This is a genomic window from Rathayibacter sp. AY1B7 (genome assembly GCF_002932735.1).
Taxonomy (GTDB): Bacteria; Actinomycetota; Actinomycetes; order Actinomycetales; family Microbacteriaceae; genus Rathayibacter.
Genome location: NZ_PSWK01000008.1, coordinates 37324 through 55073 on the forward strand (window position 1 = coordinate 37324; position 17750 = coordinate 55073).

Consider the following 17750-nt stretch of genomic DNA (forward strand, 5'->3'; position numbering starts at 1 on the left):
TAGAGTGGGGCGGGTGAGCACCCACCCGCCCCGCCCCTGGATCCGCAGCTACGCGCCCGGCGTGCCGACGGAGCTCGAGCTCCCGACCGGCTCGCTCGTCGACATCGTCACCGAGTCGGCCGAGCGCTATCCCCACCAGGTCGCGCTCGAGTTCTTCGGCCGTTCGACCAGCTACTCCCAGCTCGCCGACGAGGTGGAGCGGGCCGCCGAGGGCCTCCGCCGCCTGGGCGTCCGCGCGGGCGATCCTGTCGCCCTCGTCCTCCCGAACTGCCCGCAGCACGTCGTCGCCTTCTACGCCGTCCTCCGGCTCGGCGCCGTGGTGGTCGAGCACAACCCGCTCTACACCCCGCGCGAGCTGCGCCACCAGTTCGAGGACCACGGTGCTCGTGTCGCGATCGCCTGGAACCGCGTCGTGCCGACGGTGCAGGACCTCCCGGCCGACCTCGGCGTCGAGACCGTCGTCGCCGTCGACCTCACCCGCGCGATGCCCGCCTCGATGCGCGCAGCCCTCCGCCTGCCGCTGAAGAAGGCCCGGGAGTCGCGCGCCGCGCTGACCGGGCCGGTCCGCGGCGCGATCGAGTGGGAGACGCTGCTGCGCCGGCGGATCGACCCGGCGCACCCGCGCCCGGTCGCGGAGGACCTCGCGGTCATCCAGTACACGAGCGGCACGACCGGCACGCCCAAGGGCGCCGAGCTGACCCACGCGAACCTGACGGCGAACGCCGCCCAGTCGCGCGCCTGGGTGCCGACGGTCCGCCGCGGCGACTGCGTGGTCTACGCGGTGCTCCCCATGTTCCACGCCTACGGGCTGACGCTCTGCCTCACCTTCGCGATGAGCATGGGCGCGCGCCTGGTGCTGTTCCCGAAGTTCGACCCGGAGCTGGTGCTGAAGGTCGTCAAGAAGCACCCCGCCACCTTCCTCCCGGCCGTTCCGCCGATCGCGGAGCGCCTGGCGCGCAGCGCGCAGCAGCGGGGCGTCTCCCTCCGCGGCATCGAGATCGCCATCTCCGGCGCGATGCCGCTCGACCCGGCGCTAGTCGAGACGTTCGAGGCGCTGACCGGAGGCACGCTCGTCGAGGGCTACGGCCTCTCGGAGACCTCTCCGGTCCTGATGGCCAACCCGGTCGGTCCGACGCGACGCGCCGGGACGGTCGGGCTCCCGCTTCCCGGCACCGACGTGCGGATCGTCGATCCCGAGGATCCCGACACGGAGGTGGCGACCGGCGAGCAGGGCGAGCTGGTCGTGCGCGGTCCGCAGGTGTTCCGGGGCTACCACCGCAAGCCCGACGAGACGGCGGCGACCTTCACCGGTGACGGCTGGTTCCGCACCGGCGACATCGCGACGATCGACGAGGACGGTTTCGTGCGCATCGTCGACCGGATCAAGGAGCTCGTGATCACGGGCGGCTTCAACGTCTCGCCGTCCGAGGTGGAGGAGGTGCTGCTCCGCCTGCCCGAGATCAAGGAGGTGGCGGTGGTCGGCCTGCCCGATCCGCGCAGCGGCGAGTCCGTGGCGGCGGCGGTCGTCCTGGAGCCGGGCGCGCAGCTCGACGTCGCAGCCGCCCGCAAGGCCGTCCGGGAGGCGCTGACCCCCTACAAGGTGCCCAAGCGGATCACCGTCGTCGACGAGCTGCCGCGGAGCATGATCGGCAAGGTCCTCCGCCGCCAGGTGAAGGCGATGCTGACCGACGAGGACTAGCCCGGAACGAGCGAGGGCCCCCGACCACTGTCCGTGATCGGGGGCCCTCTGCAACGAGGCTAGAAGCCGAAGTCGCCGCCTCCGAAGTCGCCGCCCCCGCCGAAGTCGCCTCCGCCACCGAAGTCGCCTCCGCCACCGAAGTCGCCGCCGCCGGAGTCGCCCCAGCCGCCGCCGTCTCCGGCGTCCGCACCGGAGGCGTCCGCACCTCCCGCATCCGCTCCGCCGTCGGCCGAGGCTTCTCCCCCGCCGTCACCACCGGCGTAGTCGCCTCCCGCATCGGGGAGGAACGCTCCCGCGATGGCCGAGCCGATCGCGAACCCGGCGATCGTGCCGAGCATCGAGGAGGCGAGGACGCCGCCGAAGCCCATGCCTCCGCCGCCGGAGAAGCGCCGCTCCATGAATCCGGGCTGGCGCAGCTCGCTCCGCGTGGCGGACTGGGCGAGCGTGCGGGGGTCGTCGTCCTTCGGCGCGTCGCCGACGGGGGCCCCCTCGCTGAGCTCTCGGAAGGCCTGCTGGCGCTGCTCCGGGGTCAGCTGCTCGAAGGCCTCGCGGTGCACCTGCTCGATCGCCTCGGGCGGCGCGGTGCGGAGGAGGTAGCGGTAGCGCTCGATGGCACGCTCATCGTCGGTGCGCGGAGACGTCGCCGGAGGGGAGCCGTACTCGGGCCTGCGGTCCGCGGCCTGCGGCGGCGCGTACGTCGAGCGGCGTGCGCTCTCGGGCTGCTCGTCGCGGCCCAGCAGTCGGTCCAGGAATCCCATGATCTCCTCCTCGGCGCCCGACGGACGCACACCGCCACCGTAGGCCTCTCACCGCTCCGGGTGCTGAGCGTTCTCTCAGAGGCTGCTCGGAGCGGAGGCCTCGGTCACTTCTGCTTCGGGATGACCACCCACATCACGAGGTAGGCGATGATCTGCGGCCCCGGGAGGAGGCACGAGAGCACGAACAGGAGACGCACCACGAAGGGGCTCCAGCCGAATCGGCGGGCGAGACCGGCGCAGACGCCGGCGATGATCCTGCCCCGACGGGGGCGCACGAGAGTAGCCATGACTCCACTCTGGCGCAGGGCGCCTGAGCGGGGCATCCGGGAAACCCCCTAGGTCTGCGAGGGAGTCCCGTCGAGCTCCTCGGGCCGGAACGCTCCGACCGAGCGGGCGAAGGCGGCGGCGCGCTCGGCGTCGGCCTCCGGCCAGACCACGTGGAAGCGCTCGAAGACCACGTCGCCGATGCCGCCCGGTGAGATGCGGGCGAAGTAGCGGCGGTGGCCGTCGAGCCAGGAGGCGCGCGTGCGGTCCCCCTCGCCCTCGGCCCAGGCGAACGCGTCGTCGACGGAGTCGAGCGGACCGGTCCGAACCTCGTCCGTCACGAGGACGACACGCGCCGCTCCCGCGCCGTCGCAGACGATCCAGTGGTCACCCGCGACGGGCGCCCCCTCCTCGGCGAGGGACGCCGTGGCCGTCTTCACTCCGCGCCGCACGAGGCCCAGCAGCTCGTCCGCCATCGCCGTGCTGTCGCCGAACGCCTCGACCGGCGGGAGCGCCTCGTCGACTCCCGGATGCGCGGAGCGGTACTCCGCCCAGAGGAGCGCCGCCGAGGCGGCGTCGGTGTCGGGGAGGGAGGTGCGCTCCGGCGCGGCGGGCACGAGCGCCACGATGTTCGCCCCGGCCAGGGAGGCGGGATCGTCGGGGTGGTTGTCGGGCGTGGTGACCGTGTCGAAGGGCCAGTGCTGCTGGAGCCAGCGGCGCGCGTAGGCGTCGAGCTCCTCCTCGAGCCGCGAGCCCCGGACGGCGGGGACGACCCACCAGGAGGCCTCGGCGGAGTCGCCGCCGCCGGGCCGGACGCTCAGAGCGCCCAGCGCCTCGGTGCGGTCCGGGCCGACGAGCAGGAACGCGTGCGCTCTGCCCGCACGCGACTCCTCCTCGAGGCGCAGGAGACCGCGTACGTCGTCGCCGAGGGACGCCGACGGCAGGGCGGCCGGATCGTCCCCGCGGAGGAGAGCCGCGAGCCACGGTCGCTGCTCGCCGATCACCGCGTGCAGAAGGTCCGCATCGCTCGAGACGAGGGGACGCAGGAGGGCGCCCGCCGGCAGCTCGAGCCGCGCGGGAAGGGGCGCGTCGCCGGTTCCACCGCTCATGACCGCACCTCCCCGCGCACCGGCTCAGCCGGCCGCGCGCTCCAGCACGAGCTCGCGGACGCGGGCGGCGTCGGCCTGCCCCTTCATGGCCTTCATCACGGCACCGATCACGGCACCGGCGGCCTGAACCTTGCCGTCGCGGATCTTCGCGAGCACGTCGGGCTGCGAGGCCAGTGCCGCATCGATCGCCTCGATGAGCGCTCCGTCGTCCGAGACGACCGCGAGTCCCCGGGCGTCGACGACCTCCTGCGGGGTGCCCTCTCCGGCGATGACGCCCTGGAGGACCTCGCGGGCGAGGCGGTCGGTCAGCGTGCCGCTCTCGATCAGACCGGCGAGCTCGGCGACCTGCGCCGGAGTGACCAGGGAGGCCGGGTCCTCGCCCGCCGCGTTCGCGAGGCGCGCGATCTCCCCGGTCCACCACTTGCGGGCCGCCTGCGGAGCGGCTCCCGCGGAGACGGTCTCGGTGATCTCGACCAGCAGGCCGCTGTTGGCGACGTCCTGGAACTCGAGGTCGGTGAAGCCCCACTCCTGCTTGAGGCGGCGGCGGCGGTCGGCGGGCTTCTCGGGGAGCGCGGCGCGCAGCTCCTCGATCATCTCGGGGCTCGGCACCACCGGGAGCAGGTCGGGCTCCGGGAAGTAGCGGTAGTCGTCGGCGTCGCTCTTGGGCCGTCCCGCGGAGGTGCGGCCGGTGTCCTCGTGCCAGTGGCGCGTCTCCTGCGTGATCGTGCCGCCCGCGGCGAGGATCGCCGCCTGGCGCTGGATCTCGTAGCGGACGGCGCGCTCGACCGAGCGGAGCGAGTTGACGTTCTTGGTCTCGGTGCGGGTTCCGAGCTTCTCCTGGCCGATCGGGCGGAGCGAGACGTTCGCGTCGCAGCGCAGGTTGCCGCGCTCCATCTTGGCGTCCGAGATGCCGAGCGCCAGCACGATGTCGCGGATCGTCGCGACGTAGGCCTTCGCGTACTCGGGCGCGCTCTTCCCCGCGCCGTAGATGGGCTTCGTGACGATCTCGACGAGCGGGACCCCCGCTCGGTTGTAGTCCACGAGCGAGTACTCGGCGCCCTGGATGCGGCCGGTGGCGCCGCCGACGTGCGTGAGCTTGCCGGCGTCCTCCTCCATGTGCGCGCGCTCGATCGGGATCTGCACGAGCGAGCCGTCGGCCAGCTCGATCTCGACCGAGCCCTCGAAGGCGATCGGCTCGTCGAACTGCGAGATCTGGTAGTTCTTCGCCAGGTCCGGGTAGAAGTAGTTCTTGCGCGCGAAGCGGCTGGACGGGGCGATCGAGCAGCCCAGGGCGAGGCCGAGGCTGATCGAGTAGCGGACGGCCTGCTCGTTCACGACCGGCAGCGAGCCCGGGAGGCCGAGGTCGACCGGGGTCACGTTCGTGTTGGGCTCGGACCCGAACTCGTTCGGCGCGTCCGAGAACATCTTGGTCTTCGTGTTGAGCTCGACGTGCACCTCGAAGCCGAGCACCGGCTCGAAGGTCTCGAAGACCTCGTCGTAGTCCATCAGCTCGGGAGCGGACGTGTGCGCGGAGGCCATCAGACGGCACCTTCCTCGGTCGCGGAGAGCACGGAGTGGGTCAGGTCGGGGGCCTGCGCGAGGAGCGGGCGGCCCCACTTCTCCTCGAGCAGCGCCTCGAGCGCGGCGCCCACGGTGTAGAGGCGCACGTCCTCCCGGGCGGGAGCGAGGAACTGGATGCCGACGGGCAGCCCGTCCTCGTCGGCGAGGCCGGCGGGGACGGAGATGCCGGGGATGCCGGCCAGGTTCGCCGGGATGGTCGCGACGTCGCCGCGGTACATCGCCAGCGGATCGTCGAGCTTCTCGCCGAGGCGGTAGGCGGTCGTCGGCGCCGTCGGCGAGGCGATCACGTCGACGTCCGCGAAGGCCGCGTCGAAGTCCCGCTGCACCAGGGTCCGGACCTTCTGCGCGCTGCCGTAGTAGGCGTCGTAGTAGCCGGCCGAGAGGGCGTAGGTGCCGAGGATGATCCGGCGCTTGACCTCGGGGCCGAAGCCCTGCTCGCGGGTCGCGGACATGACCTGCTCGACCGTGCCGCCGCCCTCCGGCGTGACCCGGAGGCCGAACCGGACCGAGTCGAACTTGGCGAGGTTGCTGGAGGCCTCCGCGGGGAGGATCAGGTAGTAGGCGGCGACCGCGTGCTCGACGCTCGGGAGGCTCACCTCGACGACCTCGGCTCCGGCGCCCTGAAGGATCTCGAGCGCCTCGTGGAAGCGCGCCAGCACGCCGGGCTGGAAGCCCTCGCCGCCGTCGAGCTCCTTGACCACGCCGATCCGGAGGCCCGTCACGTCGGCGCGGCGCACCGCGTCGGCGAAGGAGGGCCAGGAGTCGCGCAGCGACGTCGAGTCGCGCGGGTCGTGGCCCGCGATGACGTCGTGCAGCAGCGCGGAGTCGAGGACCGTCCGGGAGACGGGGCCGATCTGGTCGAGGCTCGAGGCGAGCGCGATCGCTCCGTAGCGGGACACGCCGCCGTAGGTCGGCTTCACGCCGACGGTGCCGGTCACGTGCGCGGGCTGACGGATCGATCCCCCGGTGTCGGAGCCGAGGGCCAGGGGCGCCTCGTAGCTCGCGACGGCCGCGGCGGACCCGCCGCCGGAGCCGCCGGGGATGCGGTCGAGGTCCCACGGGTTGTGGGTGGGGCCGTAGGCGCTGCGCTCGGTGGTCGAGCCCATCGCGAACTCGTCCATGTTGGTCTTGCCGATCGGGACCAGCCCGGCCTCGCGGACCTTGCGCATGACGGTCGCGTCGTAGGGCGGGCGCCAGCCCTCGAGGATGCGGGAGCCGCTCGTGGTCGGCATGTCGTTCGTGACGATGACGTCCTTGACCGCGAGAGGCACTCCAGCGAGGGGGTGCAGCGACTCGCCGTCGGCCCGCCGGCGGTCGATCGCCTCGGCGGACGCGACCGCGCCCTCGCGCGCGACGTGGAGGAAGGCGTGGACCGCTCCGTCGACCGCGTCGATGCGCTCGAGGTGGGCGCGGGTGGCCTCGACCGAGGAGACCGAGCCGTCGGCCAGCTTCTCGGAGAGGGCGGACGCGCTGAGGCGGACGAGCTCGTCGCCGTGCGCGCTCACTGCTCCTCCCCCAGGATCGCGGAGACCTGGAAGCGGCTGCCGTCGTGCTCGGGCGCGCCGGAGAGCGCCTGCTCGAGCGTGAGGGTCTCGCCGACCACGTCGGGTCGGAAGACGTTCTCGAGCGGGATCGGGTGGCTGGTCGCCGGCACGTCGGGCGTGGCGACGGCCTGGACCGCGCGCACGGAGTCGACGATCTGGCCGAGCTCCCTGGTGAGGCTCCCGATCTCGTCGGAAGTGAGGTCGATCCTGGCCAGCTGGGCCAGATGGGCGACCGTGTCGGCCGTGATCTCGGACATGCGTCTCCGTCTGGTGGTTCGGGGGGATTTCCGGCCGCCAGTCTACTCGGCGCGCCCGCACCGCCTCCGCCCGTGCCGCCCGCCCGTCAGGAGCCGCCGAAGAGGCTGGCGCCGTGCTTCAGGAGTGCGTTGTACGCGCCCTCGTAGGTGGTCGGCAGGTCCTCGCCGGGCTCGCCGTACCGGGCCAGCAGCAGGCCCATCAGGCCGACGGCGGGCGGGCTCAGCGGCTTGTCGCGGTTCACGTGCGCCGGATGCGCGGGCGCCGCCTCGGGGTTCGGGGGCAGGTACTGCGGCACCGTGGTCGGCCAGTCGCCGATCTGCCGCGGCTCGTCGAGGGTCAGCACCCCGAAGAGGTCGGGGGCGGAGGCGTCGCGAGCGGTCAGCGGCTCGAGGCCGTGCAGGGCGCTGAGGGTCCGGATCACGGCGCCGTGGTGCAGCTCGTCGTGCACGATCGTGCCGGCCCTCGTGTACGCCGAGACGGCGATCGCCGGCACGCGGCAGCCGAGCCGGTCGAAGGCGAAGCCCATCTCGCCCTCGCGGCCGTCGCCCGGCGGAGTCGCCGACGGCGGGGGGACGTGGTCGTAGAGGCCGCCGTGCTCGTCGAAGGTCGCCAGCAGCAGCGTGTTCACCGCGTTCGAGCCGGTCGTGCTCGCGCTCTCCCGGATCGCCGAGTACACGTGGTGCAGCAGCAGCTCGCCGGCGCGGACGTCGGACAGCGCGCTGTCGTAGACGGGCGTGCCGTCGACCTCGTCCTCGTGCAGGACCCCGGTCGGCGGGTGCATGTCGTTGTGGTCGAAGACGAGCCGCGGCTCGAGGAAGGCGTAGTCGGGCAGCTCGCCGTTCTCCACGTCGGCGTAGAACCGGTCCATCGTCGAGAAGTGGGTCTTCCAGTACTTCTCGAGCACCGGCGCGTGCAGGAACCCGGTGTACGAGACCACCTGCAGCGCGTCGAAGTAGACGCGCCAGGTCCTCCCCGCCTCCTCGAGGCGGTTGAACACCGTCGGCGCGTCGGCCAGGTCGTCCGCGAGCCACTTCTCGTAGCCGCCGCCCTGCTTGTTGGTGACGAAGCCGTGCGAGGTCGACGCGTGCAGGAAGGACCGGTTGCAGAAGGTCTGGGAGGGGACGGCGCAGAACCACTGGTCGAAGACGGCGAACTCGCGGGCGAGGGTGGAGAAGACGGGCAGCATCTCCGGCGAGAAGCCGCCCATGATCGTCCGCACCTCCTCCGCCGTGGGCTCCTGCCCCTTCTTCATCACCCTCAGGTGCTGGACGTAGTCCTCGAGGAAGCCGCTCATCGTCGGGGCAGAGGCGTCGGCGGGCGCGTTGAAGGGCGCGGTCATGGCGCCGACGGTGCGGCCGGCGTTCTCGGGCGGATCCACCGTGCCGAAGAGCTGAGTGTTGACGTGCGGGTACTCCTCGCCCGGGTCCGGGTCGGGCTGGCGCATCACGGAGTCGGTGGCGCCCTCGTAGACGTGCGTGCCGACGGTCAGTCCCCCGGCGCTGGTGTTGGTCCGCTCCTCGGGGAGGAGGCCCTCGAAGCTCTCGCCCGCGGGCAGGTCGTCCGGTCCGTAGAGGCGGCCGAGGACGTTGTCGAAGGAGCGGTTCTCGAACATGATCACGACGACGTGGTCGAATCCCGGCTCCGTGCGGGCGGGCAGTCGCGGCTCCTCCTCGCGGCGGGGGCCGGAGGCGACGGCCGCGCCGATCGCGCCGCCGGCGAGGGCTCCGGCTCCGACTCCGGCGGCGGCGGTGCCGGCCAGGAAGCGGCGGCGCGAGCGGGAGCGGGGAGCTCCGTCGTCGTGCTCCGAGGGAGTCCGCTCGCTGGTCATCTCCGCCGCCTCTCCTGCGCCGCCTGCGCCTGCTCGGAGTGTAGCGACGCGCCCGGGACGGCGGCTCGGACGCGGGCGAGCAGTCCGGCCTCCGGCTCGGGGTCGACGTGCGCGCGGCGGGCCGCGTCGCGGAGGCGCCGCCCGATCGGCGCGGGCGGCGCGAACGCCGGCGCCGTGCGGGGCCAGCGCGCGAGGGGGCGGTCGGGACCGCTGAGGAGTGCGGCCAGCTCTCGGACCTGCGGATCGACGAGGGCCCGGCGCCCGCCCGCCCGGGCGCGGACGAGCTGCGCGGGAGTCTCCGGACCGAGCGGCACGCCGATCCGTGCACCCGAGGGGACGGCCGAGGCGATCACGAGCGCCGGCACCGTGCCGGGCCGCTCCGCGCTCCCCCGCGCGGTGACGAGGAGCAGCATCCGCCGCCCCGCCCGCTCCCCGTCGCGGACGGCGTCGAACACGACGTGCAGCAGCTGCTCCGCGAGGCGCGCATCGGCGGATCGATCGGTGCCGGCGGCTGCGGCGTCGGCGAAGTCGGCCGGATCGACGAGGGACCGCGGCTCGACCAGGACGAGCGGAGGCAGGGTGCCGGCTGCGGCCTCGGCGGCCAGCGCGTCGATGGGAAGGAGGCGCCCGCCGCGGGAGCCGGCGGCGCCCGGGTCGCGGTGGGGCCACTCCGGATCGGCGAGGAGCGTGGTCGAGACGCCCTGCCGCTCGTCGACCGCGAGAGCCCAGCCGGTGCCGGTCTCCCGGGCCGCGCGCAGGGCCGCCGGCAGCGGATCGCGGCCGTCGGCGCGCCAGTGGTCGGCCCGGGCGAAGGCCGTGGCGAGGAGCGCGTGCACCGGCAGCATCTCGGGGGCGAAGCGCGCGCCCGGAGGATCGTCCGGGCCGGGCGCGGTCATCACGGCGTCCGTGCCGCCGGTGAACACCGGGCCGTCCGTGTCGTCGAGCGCGCCGAGGACCTGGTCGCGGCTGCGGCCGGCGAAGGAGAGCACGACCACGTGGTCGATCCGCCCGAGCACCTCGGCGGTCCGACGCTCGGCGGTGGTGGGCCGAGCCGCGGCGTCGAGCGCGAGCGACGCTGCCTCGGCGAGGGAGCGGCGCAGGAACGCACGCCGCTCCCCGCCGCCCGCGTCAGGCATCGGGCCCGGTCGGCTCCTCCGTGCTCGGGGCGGCCGCGTCCGGGACGGCGTCGGTCTCCGGCACGGCGTCATCCTCCGGCGAGGCGTCGGAGCGCGATGCGCCGGCGACGTCCCCGTCCGGGCCGGCGGCGGCCTCCTCCGGAGCGTCGGCGGACGCCTCCTCCGGCAGCGCGATCGCGTCCGGTCCCTCCGTCACCAGGAGGTGGAACTCGGCCGCGGTGATGATCCGGAGCCCCAGGGCCTCGGCCTTGCCGAGCTTGCTGCCGGCGCCGGGACCGGCGGCGACGTAGTCGGTCTTCTTGGAGACGCTCGAGCCGGCCTTGCCGCCGGCCGCGAGGATGGCCTCCTGCGCCCCCTCGCGGGAGTACCCCTCCAGGCTGCCGGTCGCCACGACCGTGAGACCCGCGAGCACCCCGCCGGCGGCGTCCGCGGCACCGGGACCGGGGTGGCCGGGCGTGGCGAAGCGCACTCCGGCCGCAGCCCAGCGGTCGACGATCTCGACGTGCCAGTCGACCTCGAACCAGGCGATCAGGGCGTCGGCGATGATCCCGCCCACCCCGTCGACCGCGGCGAGCTCGTCGCGGCTCGCCCCGCGGATCGCGTCGAGCGAGCCGAAGTAGCCCGCCAGCGCGCGCGCCGCGACCGGGCCGACGTGCCGGATGCTGAGCGAGACCAGCAGGCGCCACAGCTCCTTGGTCTTCGCCCGCTCGATGTTCTCGATCAGCCGCAGGGCGTTGGTGGAGGGCACGGAGGCGGTGTCCCCCGCGAAGGCTCCCGCCTCCGGGTCGAAGGCGCCGTCCTTGGCGAGCTGCCGCTTGCGCTTGAAGGGCGTGACGACCTTCGGATCGCCCTTCGCGTCGAGCTTCTGCAGACCCGTCTCGGAGTCGCGGACGACGACCTCGATCGGGAAGAGATCGGCCACCGTGAGCTCGAACAGGCCGGCCTCGGTCCGCAGCGGCGGCTCGGCGGGCACCAGGGGCTGGGTCAGGGCGGCGGCGCTGACCTCGCCGAGCGCCTCGATGTCGAGCGCGCCGCGGCTGCCGATGTGCTCGACGCGCCCGCGGACCTGCGCGGGGCAGGACTCCGCGTTGGGGCAGCGCAGGTCGACGTCGCCCTCCTTGGCCGGAGCGAGCGTGGTGCCGCACTCGGGGCACTGCGTCGGCATCACGAACTCGCGCTCGAAGCCGTCGCGGAGCTCCACCACCGGGCCGAGCACCTCGGGGATGACGTCCCCGGCCTTCCGCAGCACGACCGTGTCGCCGATGAGCACGCCCTTGGCCTTGACCACGTCGGCGTTGTGCAGCGTGGCCTGGCGCACCTCGGACCCCGCGACCTTCACCTTGGTCATCTGGGCGAAGGGCGTCGCGCGGCCGGTGCGCCCGACGCTCACGACGATGTCGAGAAGCTTCGTGTGCACCTCCTCGGGCGGGTACTTGTAGGCGATCGCCCAGCGCGGCGCCCGGCTGGTGGCGCCGAGCTCGTCGTGCAGCTCGAGCTCGTCCACCTTCACGACCACGCCGTCGATCTCGTGCTCGACCGAGTGCCGCTCGCGGCCGTAGCGCTCGACGAAGGCGAGCACCTCCTCCACCGAGGCCGAGACGCGGTTGTGGCCGCTCACCGGCAGTCCCCAGGAGGAGAGGAGCCCGTAGACCTCGGACTGGGTCGCGACCGGCGGGTCCGGCCAGGCGCCGATGCCGTGCACGTAGAGCGCGAGGGAGCCGACGCGCGCCTCGCCGGCGCGCAGGTCGAGACCCGACTTCTTGTCGAGCTGCTGGCGGAGGCCGCCGCTCGCCGCGTTCCGCGGGTTGGCGAAGGTCGGGAAGCGCCGCAGCGCGCTCGTGCGCGCCTTCTCCTCCTCGAAGACGCCTCGGGTGGCGGCCGGGCGGGTCGACCAGCGGGTCCGCGCCTCCTCGACCGCCTCGTCGCGCAGCGTCTCCTGGAGGGCGTTCAGCTCGGCGAAGGCGGCCACGGGGATGAAGACCTCGCCGCGGACCTCGACGAGTGCCGGGTGGCCCTCGCCGGAGAGGCGCTCGGGGATGCCCGCGACGCGGAGGGCGTTGACGGTGACGTCCTCGCCGGTGCGGCCGTCACCGCGGGTCGCCGCCGTGACGAGGCGGCCGTCCTCGTAGTGGAGGGAGATCGCGAGCCCGTCGATCTTGAGCTCCGTGAGCCAGGCGACGGGGCGGTCGGCCGAGGCCACCGTCTTCTCGCACCACTCGCGCAGCTCCTCGGCCGAGAACACGTTGTCGAGGGAGAGCATCCGCTCGGCGTGGTCGATCGGGGCGAGGCCCGCTCCGACGATCCCGCCGACGGTCCGCGTCGGCGAGTCCTCGGCGGCGAGCTCGGGGTGCTCGGCCTCGAGCGCGGCGAGCTCGCGCACCAGGGCGTCGTACTCGGCGTCGGACAGCGGCGAGGAGTCGGCCGCGTAGTAGTCGTCGCTCGCCGACCGGATCCGCGCCCGCAGCTCCTCGACGCGGGCGGCGGGCTCGACGGCGCTCATCGGAGCACCGCGGCGTCGGCAGCGACCGTGCGGTCGATCGTGCACTGGCCCAGCACGCGGGTGCCGAGGTAGACGACGGCCGTCTGGCCGGGGGCGACGCCGTCGAGCGGCGAGTCCGGAGTGATCACGAGCTCCACCCTGCCATCGACCTGCGACACCACCGCGGAGGCGGGGACCGGGTCGGCGTGCGCGCGGATCTGGACGTCGCAGCGGAAGGGCGCGTCCGCGTCCTCGGGAGCGGCGCCCGCCCAGGTGAACCGCTCGCCGGCGATCTCGCCGATGCGCAGAGCCTCGCGCGGACCGACCACGACCTCGTTGCTCACCGGCCGCACCTCCAGGACGAAGCGGGGCCGTCCGTCGGGCGCGGGGACGCCGAGGTGCAGGCCCCGGCGCTGGCCCACCGTGTACCCGTGGGCGCCCTCGTGGGAGCCGACCACCGCGCCGTCCCGATCGACGACCGCTCCGGTCTCGGGGGCGACGCGCTCGGCGAGCCAGCCGCGGGTGTCGCCGTCGGGGATGAAGCAGATGTCGTAGCTGTCGGGCTTGCTCGCGACGCTGAGGCCCCGCTCCGCCGCCTCCGCGCGCACGATCGCCTTGGACGGCGTGGAGCCGAGCGGGAACATCGAGTGCCGCAGCTGCTGCTCCGTCAGCACGCCGAGGACGTAGGACTGGTCCTTCGCCTCGTCGCTCGCGCGATGGAGCTCCGGGGAGCCGTCGGCGGCGGTGCGGAGGGAGGCGTAGTGGCCGGTGCAGACCGCGTCGAAGCCGAGGTCGAGAGCCTTCTCGAGCAGGGCGGCGAACTTGATCCGCTCGTTGCAGCGCATGCAGGGGTTCGGGGTGCGGCCCGCCGAGTACTCGGCGACGAAGTCGTCGACGACGTCCAGCTTGAACCGCTCGGAGAAGTCCCACACGTAGTACGGGATGCCGAGGACGTTCGCGGCGCGCTGCGCGTCCATCGAGTCCTCGATCGTGCAGCACCCCCGGCTGCCGGTGCGCAGCGTGCCGGGCATCCTGCTCAGGGCGAGGTGCACGCCCACCACGTCGTGCCCCGCCTCCACCGCGCGGGCCGCGGCCACGGCCGAGTCCACTCCACCGCTCATCGCCGCCAGAACCTTCACCGTGCGAGTCTACGTTTCCCGCGGGCGCGGCCGGCAGGGGTTCATGCGGGCAGCACCGCGCGGTTCGAGAGTCCGGCTCGGGCGGCGCGGGCGTAGGCGCTGGGCAGCGCGGCCAGGAGGGCGTCGACGTCCGCGTCGGTCGAGGTGTGGCCGAGCGTCATCCGGAGCACCCCGCGGGCCTCGTCCTCGCTCCGGCCGAGCGCGAGGACCACGTGCGAGGGCTCCGGGATCCCCGCCGTGCAGGCGGACCCGGTCGAGACGGAGACGCCCGCGGTGTCGAGGAGGAAGAGGAGGGAGTCGCCCTGCGCACCGGGGAAGGCGAGGTGCGCGTTGTTGGCGACCCGGCGTCCGGAGTCGAGGGCGGGCCCGGTCAGGGTCGCCCCCGGCACGGCGGCGAGGACGCCCGCGACGAGCCGGTCGCGCAGGGCGGCCAGGCGCTGCGCCTCCGCCGACAGCTCGGCGTCCGCCTCGACCGCGGCGGCGGCGAAGGCCGCGGCGCCGGGCACGTCCTGGGTGCCGGAGCGGACGCCCCGCTGCTGTCCGCCTCCGTGCAGCACCGGGACCACGCGGGCGTCGCGGGCGAGCACGAGCGCACCGGTCGCGATCGGCCCGCCGACCTTGTGACCCGAGACGCTGACGGCGGCCAGTCCCGCGCCGCGCCCGGAGCCGGAGGCGCGGCGGATCTCGGCGATCCGCAGCGGCACGTGTCCGAGGGCGGCGACCGCGTCGACGTGGAGGGGGACGCCGGCGCGGGCGCACGCGGCCGCCAGCTCGGCGATCGGGTTGATCGTCCCGATCTCGTTGTTGACCCAGAGCACCGTGACCAGGGCGACCGATCCGGGGTCCTCCTCCAGCGCCGCGGCGAGCGCCTCCGGCTGCAGGGTGCCCTCGTCGTCGAGCGGCAGCCACTCGAGGACGGCGCCCTCGTGCTCGGCGAGCCAGGCGGCCGAGTCGAGCGTCGCGTGGTGCTCCCCCTCGGCGACCAGGACCCGGACGCGGGCCGGGTCCTCGCTCCGGCGCTGCCAGTAGAGGCCCTTGATCCCGAGGTTGACCGCCTCGGTGCCGCCGGCGGTGAGGATCACCTCGATCGGCTCGCAGCCGAGCACCCCGGCGAGCGCCGACCGGGCGTCCTCCAGCCGGCGGCGCGCCTCCTGGCCGGAGCCGTGGACGGAGGAGGGGTTGCCGCCGTGGGCGGACGCCTCCGCGAACGCGGCGAGCGCCGAGGCGCGCAGCGGGGTGGTCGCGGCGTGGTCGAGGTAGATCACAGCAGCCCTTCGTCCCGCGTCGGGGGCACGGAGGGAGCCGGTGCCCGTCACTACTGTAAGTCGCATGACTTCTCACGATCCCCTGGCCCGGCTCGGCGTGACCGTGGACGATCAGGGCGGTGAGCTGCGGGTCTGGTCCGAGAGCGCGAGCGCCGTCGATCTGCTGCTGTACGACGAGAAGGACCCGACCTGGGTGACCCGCACGGTCCCGCTGGCGCGCGACGACGCCGCGGTCTGGTCCGCGCGCTCCGATCTGCTGGCCCCCGGCCGCCGCTACGCCCTGCGCGTCGACGGGCCGACGGGCCCCCGGCACCGCTTCGACCCCCGCCGTGCCCTGCTGGAGCCGTACTCCCGCGGCCTGCACCGGGTGGCGGAGAACGAGTGGCGCTCGGTCGTCGTGGACGACGCGTTCGACTGGGGCTCCTCCTCCCGGCCCGGCACCCCGATGGACCGCACCGTGATCTACGAGGCGCACGTGAAGGGGCTGACCCGGCTGAACCCGGCGCTCCCCGTGGAGCTGCGCGGCACCTACGCCGGCCTGGCGCACGAGTCGACGGTCTCGGCGCTGCTCGGGCTGGGCGTGACGGCGGTCGAGCTGCTGCCCGTGCACGCGTTCGTGTCGGAGCAGCGCCTGCTGCGGCAGGGGCTGACCAACTACTGGGGCTACAACACGCTGAACTTCTTCGCCCCGCACGCCGCGTACGCCTCCTCCACCGCGCAGCGCGGCGGACCGACCGCGGTGCTCCGCGAGTTCAAGGGGATGGTGAAGCTCCTGCACGAGGCCGGCCTCGAGGTGATCCTGGACGTGGTCTACAACCACACCGCCGAGGAGGGGCCGGGCGGGCCGATGTCGAGCCTGCGCGGGATCGACGACGCAGGCTGGTACCGCCAGACGCCCGAGGGCCACTACGTGGACGTCACCGGCTGCGGGAACACGATCGACTTCGGCCGGCCCGCGGCGCAGCGCCTCGCGCTGGACTCGATGCGCTACTGGTCGGGCGAGGTCGGGATCGACGGCTTCCGGCTCGACCTGGCCGCGACCCTCGGCCGGGACGAGATCGCGCACTTCCGGAGCGACCACCCGCTGCTGCGGGCCGCGGTCGAGGATCCGGCGCTGGCCGGCGTGAAGATGATCGCCGAGCCCTGGGACGTCGGCATGGGCGGCTGGCAGACCGGGAACTTCCCGGCCGGGTGGTCGGAGTGGAACGATCGCTACCGCGACCGCGCCCGCAACTTCTGGCTCTCGGACATCGACTACGCCCGCCGCGCCGGCACGGCCCCCGTCGGCATCGGCGGCTTCGCGACCCGGCTCTCGGGCTCGTCCAACACGTTCTCGGCGGAGCGGGGACCCCTCGCTTCGGTCAACTTCGTCACCGCGCACGACGGCTTCACGCTGGCGGACCTCGTCTCGTACAACGTCAAGCACAACATCGGCAACGGCGAGTCGAACCGCGACGGAGCCGACACCAACCGCTCCTTCAACCACGGCTTCGAGGGCCCCACCACCGACGAGCGGATCACGCTGGCGCGGCGCAAGGCGATGCGGAACCTCCTCGGCACCCTGCTGCTGTCGGCCGGCGTGCCGATGATCACGGCGGGCGACGAGACCGGGCGCAGCCAGCGCGGCAACAACAACGCCTACTGCCAGGACTCGGACCTGACCTGGGTGCGCTGGGAGGGCCTGGCCGACTGGCAGCTCGCGCTCCGCGCGCACACGCGCACCCTGCTGCGCCTGCGGCGTGAGCACCCGGCGCTGCGTCCCTCCCGCTACGGCAGCGGCGACGCGAGCGAGCCGGGCGCCACGACCATGACGTGGTTCGACGCCCACGGGCGCGGGATGAGCGAGCACGACTGGACCTCCGCCGCCAACCGGACGCTGCAGTACCTCGCGGCCTCGACGCCGGTCGAGGGCGAGCCGGACCGTGTCCTGCTGGTGGTGCACGGCGTCGAGCAGGACACCACGGTCGTGCTCGCCGACGGCGAGGGGGTCACCGGCTACACGCGCCTGTGGAACAGCGAGGAGCCGGAGCCGCTGGAGCACGGCGAATCGTTCGAGCCGGGGCAGGTCATCCGCGTGGCCGGCACCTCGATGCAGCTCTTCGCCGCGCACGGGCCGGCGGCCGAGCAGGACGCCTGATGGCGAGGAGCGGGCCGGGGACCCCGGCGACCGTCGCGCTGACGGCGGCGGGCGTCCCCTTCACTCCCCGCCAGTACCGGCACGACCCGGCCACGACGCGCTACGGGCTCGAGGCGGCCGAGGCGCTCGGCGTCGAGCCGGAGCGCGTGTTCAAGACCCTGATGGTCGACGTGGACGGCGAGCTCGTGGTGGGCGTCGTGCCCGTCACCGGCTCGCTCGGGCTGAAGGAGCTCGCGGCCGCGGTCGGAGGCAGGCGGGCGGCGATGGCCGACCCCGTGCTGGCCCAGCGCCGGACCGGCTACGTGCTCGGCGGCATCTCGCCGCTCGGGCAGAGGACGCGGCACCGCACCGTGATCGACGAGACCGTCGAGCTCCACGACACGGTGCTCGTCTCGGGCGGGCGCCGGGGCTTCGACATCGAGCTCGCCCCCGCCGACCTCGTCGCCGCGACGGCCGCCCTCCTCGCCGACATCGCGCGCTGACCCCTGCTCCCCCGCCGTCCTCCTCCGGGCGCCGTCCTCCTCCCGCGAGACCCCGCCCCGGTCCGCGAGAC

At 74.0% G+C, this 17750-nt stretch carries 14 protein-coding genes; 3 read left to right on the forward strand and 11 right to left on the reverse strand.

Going from position 1 to position 17750, the window contains the following annotated elements; all coding sequences use genetic code 11:
- Positions 1–13 precede the first annotated feature (13 nt).
- Positions 14–1699, forward strand: a complete 1686-nt coding sequence (locus tag C5C95_RS06365; RefSeq protein WP_104324070.1) for a long-chain-fatty-acid--CoA ligase — start codon at positions 14–16, stop codon at positions 1697–1699.
- A gap of 59 nt (positions 1700–1758) precedes the next feature.
- Here C5C95_RS06365 and C5C95_RS06370 read toward each other — a convergent pair whose 3' ends face one another.
- The 11 genes from C5C95_RS06370 to C5C95_RS06420 all read right to left on the reverse strand — a co-directional run bounded on the left by C5C95_RS06370 (position 1759) and on the right by C5C95_RS06420 (position 15126).
- Entirely contained in the window at positions 1759–2457 is a 699-nt protein-coding gene (locus C5C95_RS06370) for a hypothetical protein (RefSeq protein WP_104324103.1), read from the reverse strand.
- A 104-nt stretch (positions 2458–2561) separates the two neighbouring features.
- Positions 2562–2744, reverse strand: coding sequence for a PspC domain-containing protein (locus C5C95_RS06375; protein WP_104223873.1), 183 nt, complete (start codon positions 2742–2744; stop codon positions 2562–2564).
- 48 nt (positions 2745–2792) lie between these two features.
- A complete protein-coding gene (locus tag C5C95_RS06380) occupies positions 2793–3830 on the reverse strand; it encodes an ASCH domain-containing protein (RefSeq protein WP_104324071.1) in 1038 nt (345 codons plus the stop codon).
- A 24-nt stretch (positions 3831–3854) separates the two neighbouring features.
- Positions 3855–5369 carry an Asp-tRNA(Asn)/Glu-tRNA(Gln) amidotransferase subunit GatB gene (gatB, locus tag C5C95_RS06385; RefSeq protein ID WP_104283580.1) on the reverse strand — a complete coding sequence of 505 codons (1515 nt, stop codon included), beginning with the start codon at positions 5367–5369 and terminating at the stop codon, positions 3855–3857.
- Entirely contained in the window at positions 5369–6916 is a 1548-nt protein-coding gene (gatA, locus tag C5C95_RS06390) for an Asp-tRNA(Asn)/Glu-tRNA(Gln) amidotransferase subunit GatA (RefSeq protein ID WP_104247609.1), read from the reverse strand. The genes gatB and gatA overlap by 1 nt, the downstream gene beginning before the upstream one ends.
- A complete protein-coding gene (gatC, locus tag C5C95_RS06395) occupies positions 6913–7212 on the reverse strand; it encodes an Asp-tRNA(Asn)/Glu-tRNA(Gln) amidotransferase subunit GatC (protein WP_104223877.1) in 300 nt (99 codons plus the stop codon). Before gatC ends, gatA begins: the two co-directional genes overlap by 4 nt.
- Before the next feature lie 86 nt (positions 7213–7298).
- The gene (locus C5C95_RS06400) at positions 7299–9041 is read right to left on the reverse strand and encodes an alkaline phosphatase family protein (RefSeq protein ID WP_104324072.1); all 1743 of its coding nucleotides are present in this window, start codon (positions 9039–9041) and stop codon (positions 7299–7301) included.
- Positions 9038–10177, reverse strand: a complete 1140-nt coding sequence (locus C5C95_RS06405) for a hypothetical protein (protein WP_104324073.1) — start codon at positions 10175–10177, stop codon at positions 9038–9040. The genes C5C95_RS06400 and C5C95_RS06405 overlap by 4 nt, the downstream gene beginning before the upstream one ends.
- Entirely contained in the window at positions 10170–12677 is a 2508-nt protein-coding gene (ligA, locus tag C5C95_RS06410) for an NAD-dependent DNA ligase LigA (RefSeq protein WP_146087062.1), read from the reverse strand. Before ligA ends, C5C95_RS06405 begins: the two co-directional genes overlap by 8 nt.
- On the reverse strand, positions 12674–13795 hold the full coding sequence (mnmA, locus tag C5C95_RS06415) for a tRNA 2-thiouridine(34) synthase MnmA (protein WP_181065620.1): 1122 nt from the start codon (positions 13793–13795) through the stop codon (positions 12674–12676). Before mnmA ends, ligA begins: the two co-directional genes overlap by 4 nt.
- 41 nt (positions 13796–13836) lie before the next feature.
- A complete protein-coding gene (locus C5C95_RS06420; RefSeq protein ID WP_104324075.1) occupies positions 13837–15126 on the reverse strand; it encodes a cysteine desulfurase family protein in 1290 nt (429 codons plus the stop codon).
- Here C5C95_RS06420 and glgX point away from each other — a divergent pair.
- Positions 15125–17197 carry a glycogen debranching protein GlgX gene (gene glgX, locus C5C95_RS06425; protein WP_104324076.1) on the forward strand — a complete coding sequence of 691 codons (2073 nt, stop codon included), beginning with the start codon at positions 15125–15127 and terminating at the stop codon, positions 17195–17197. The genes C5C95_RS06420 and glgX overlap by 2 nt on opposite strands.
- The gene (ybaK, locus tag C5C95_RS06430; RefSeq protein WP_104226855.1) at positions 17197–17679 is read left to right on the forward strand and encodes a Cys-tRNA(Pro) deacylase; all 483 of its coding nucleotides are present in this window, start codon (positions 17197–17199) and stop codon (positions 17677–17679) included. The genes glgX and ybaK overlap by 1 nt, the downstream gene beginning before the upstream one ends.
- Positions 17680–17750: the final 71 nt, after the last annotated feature.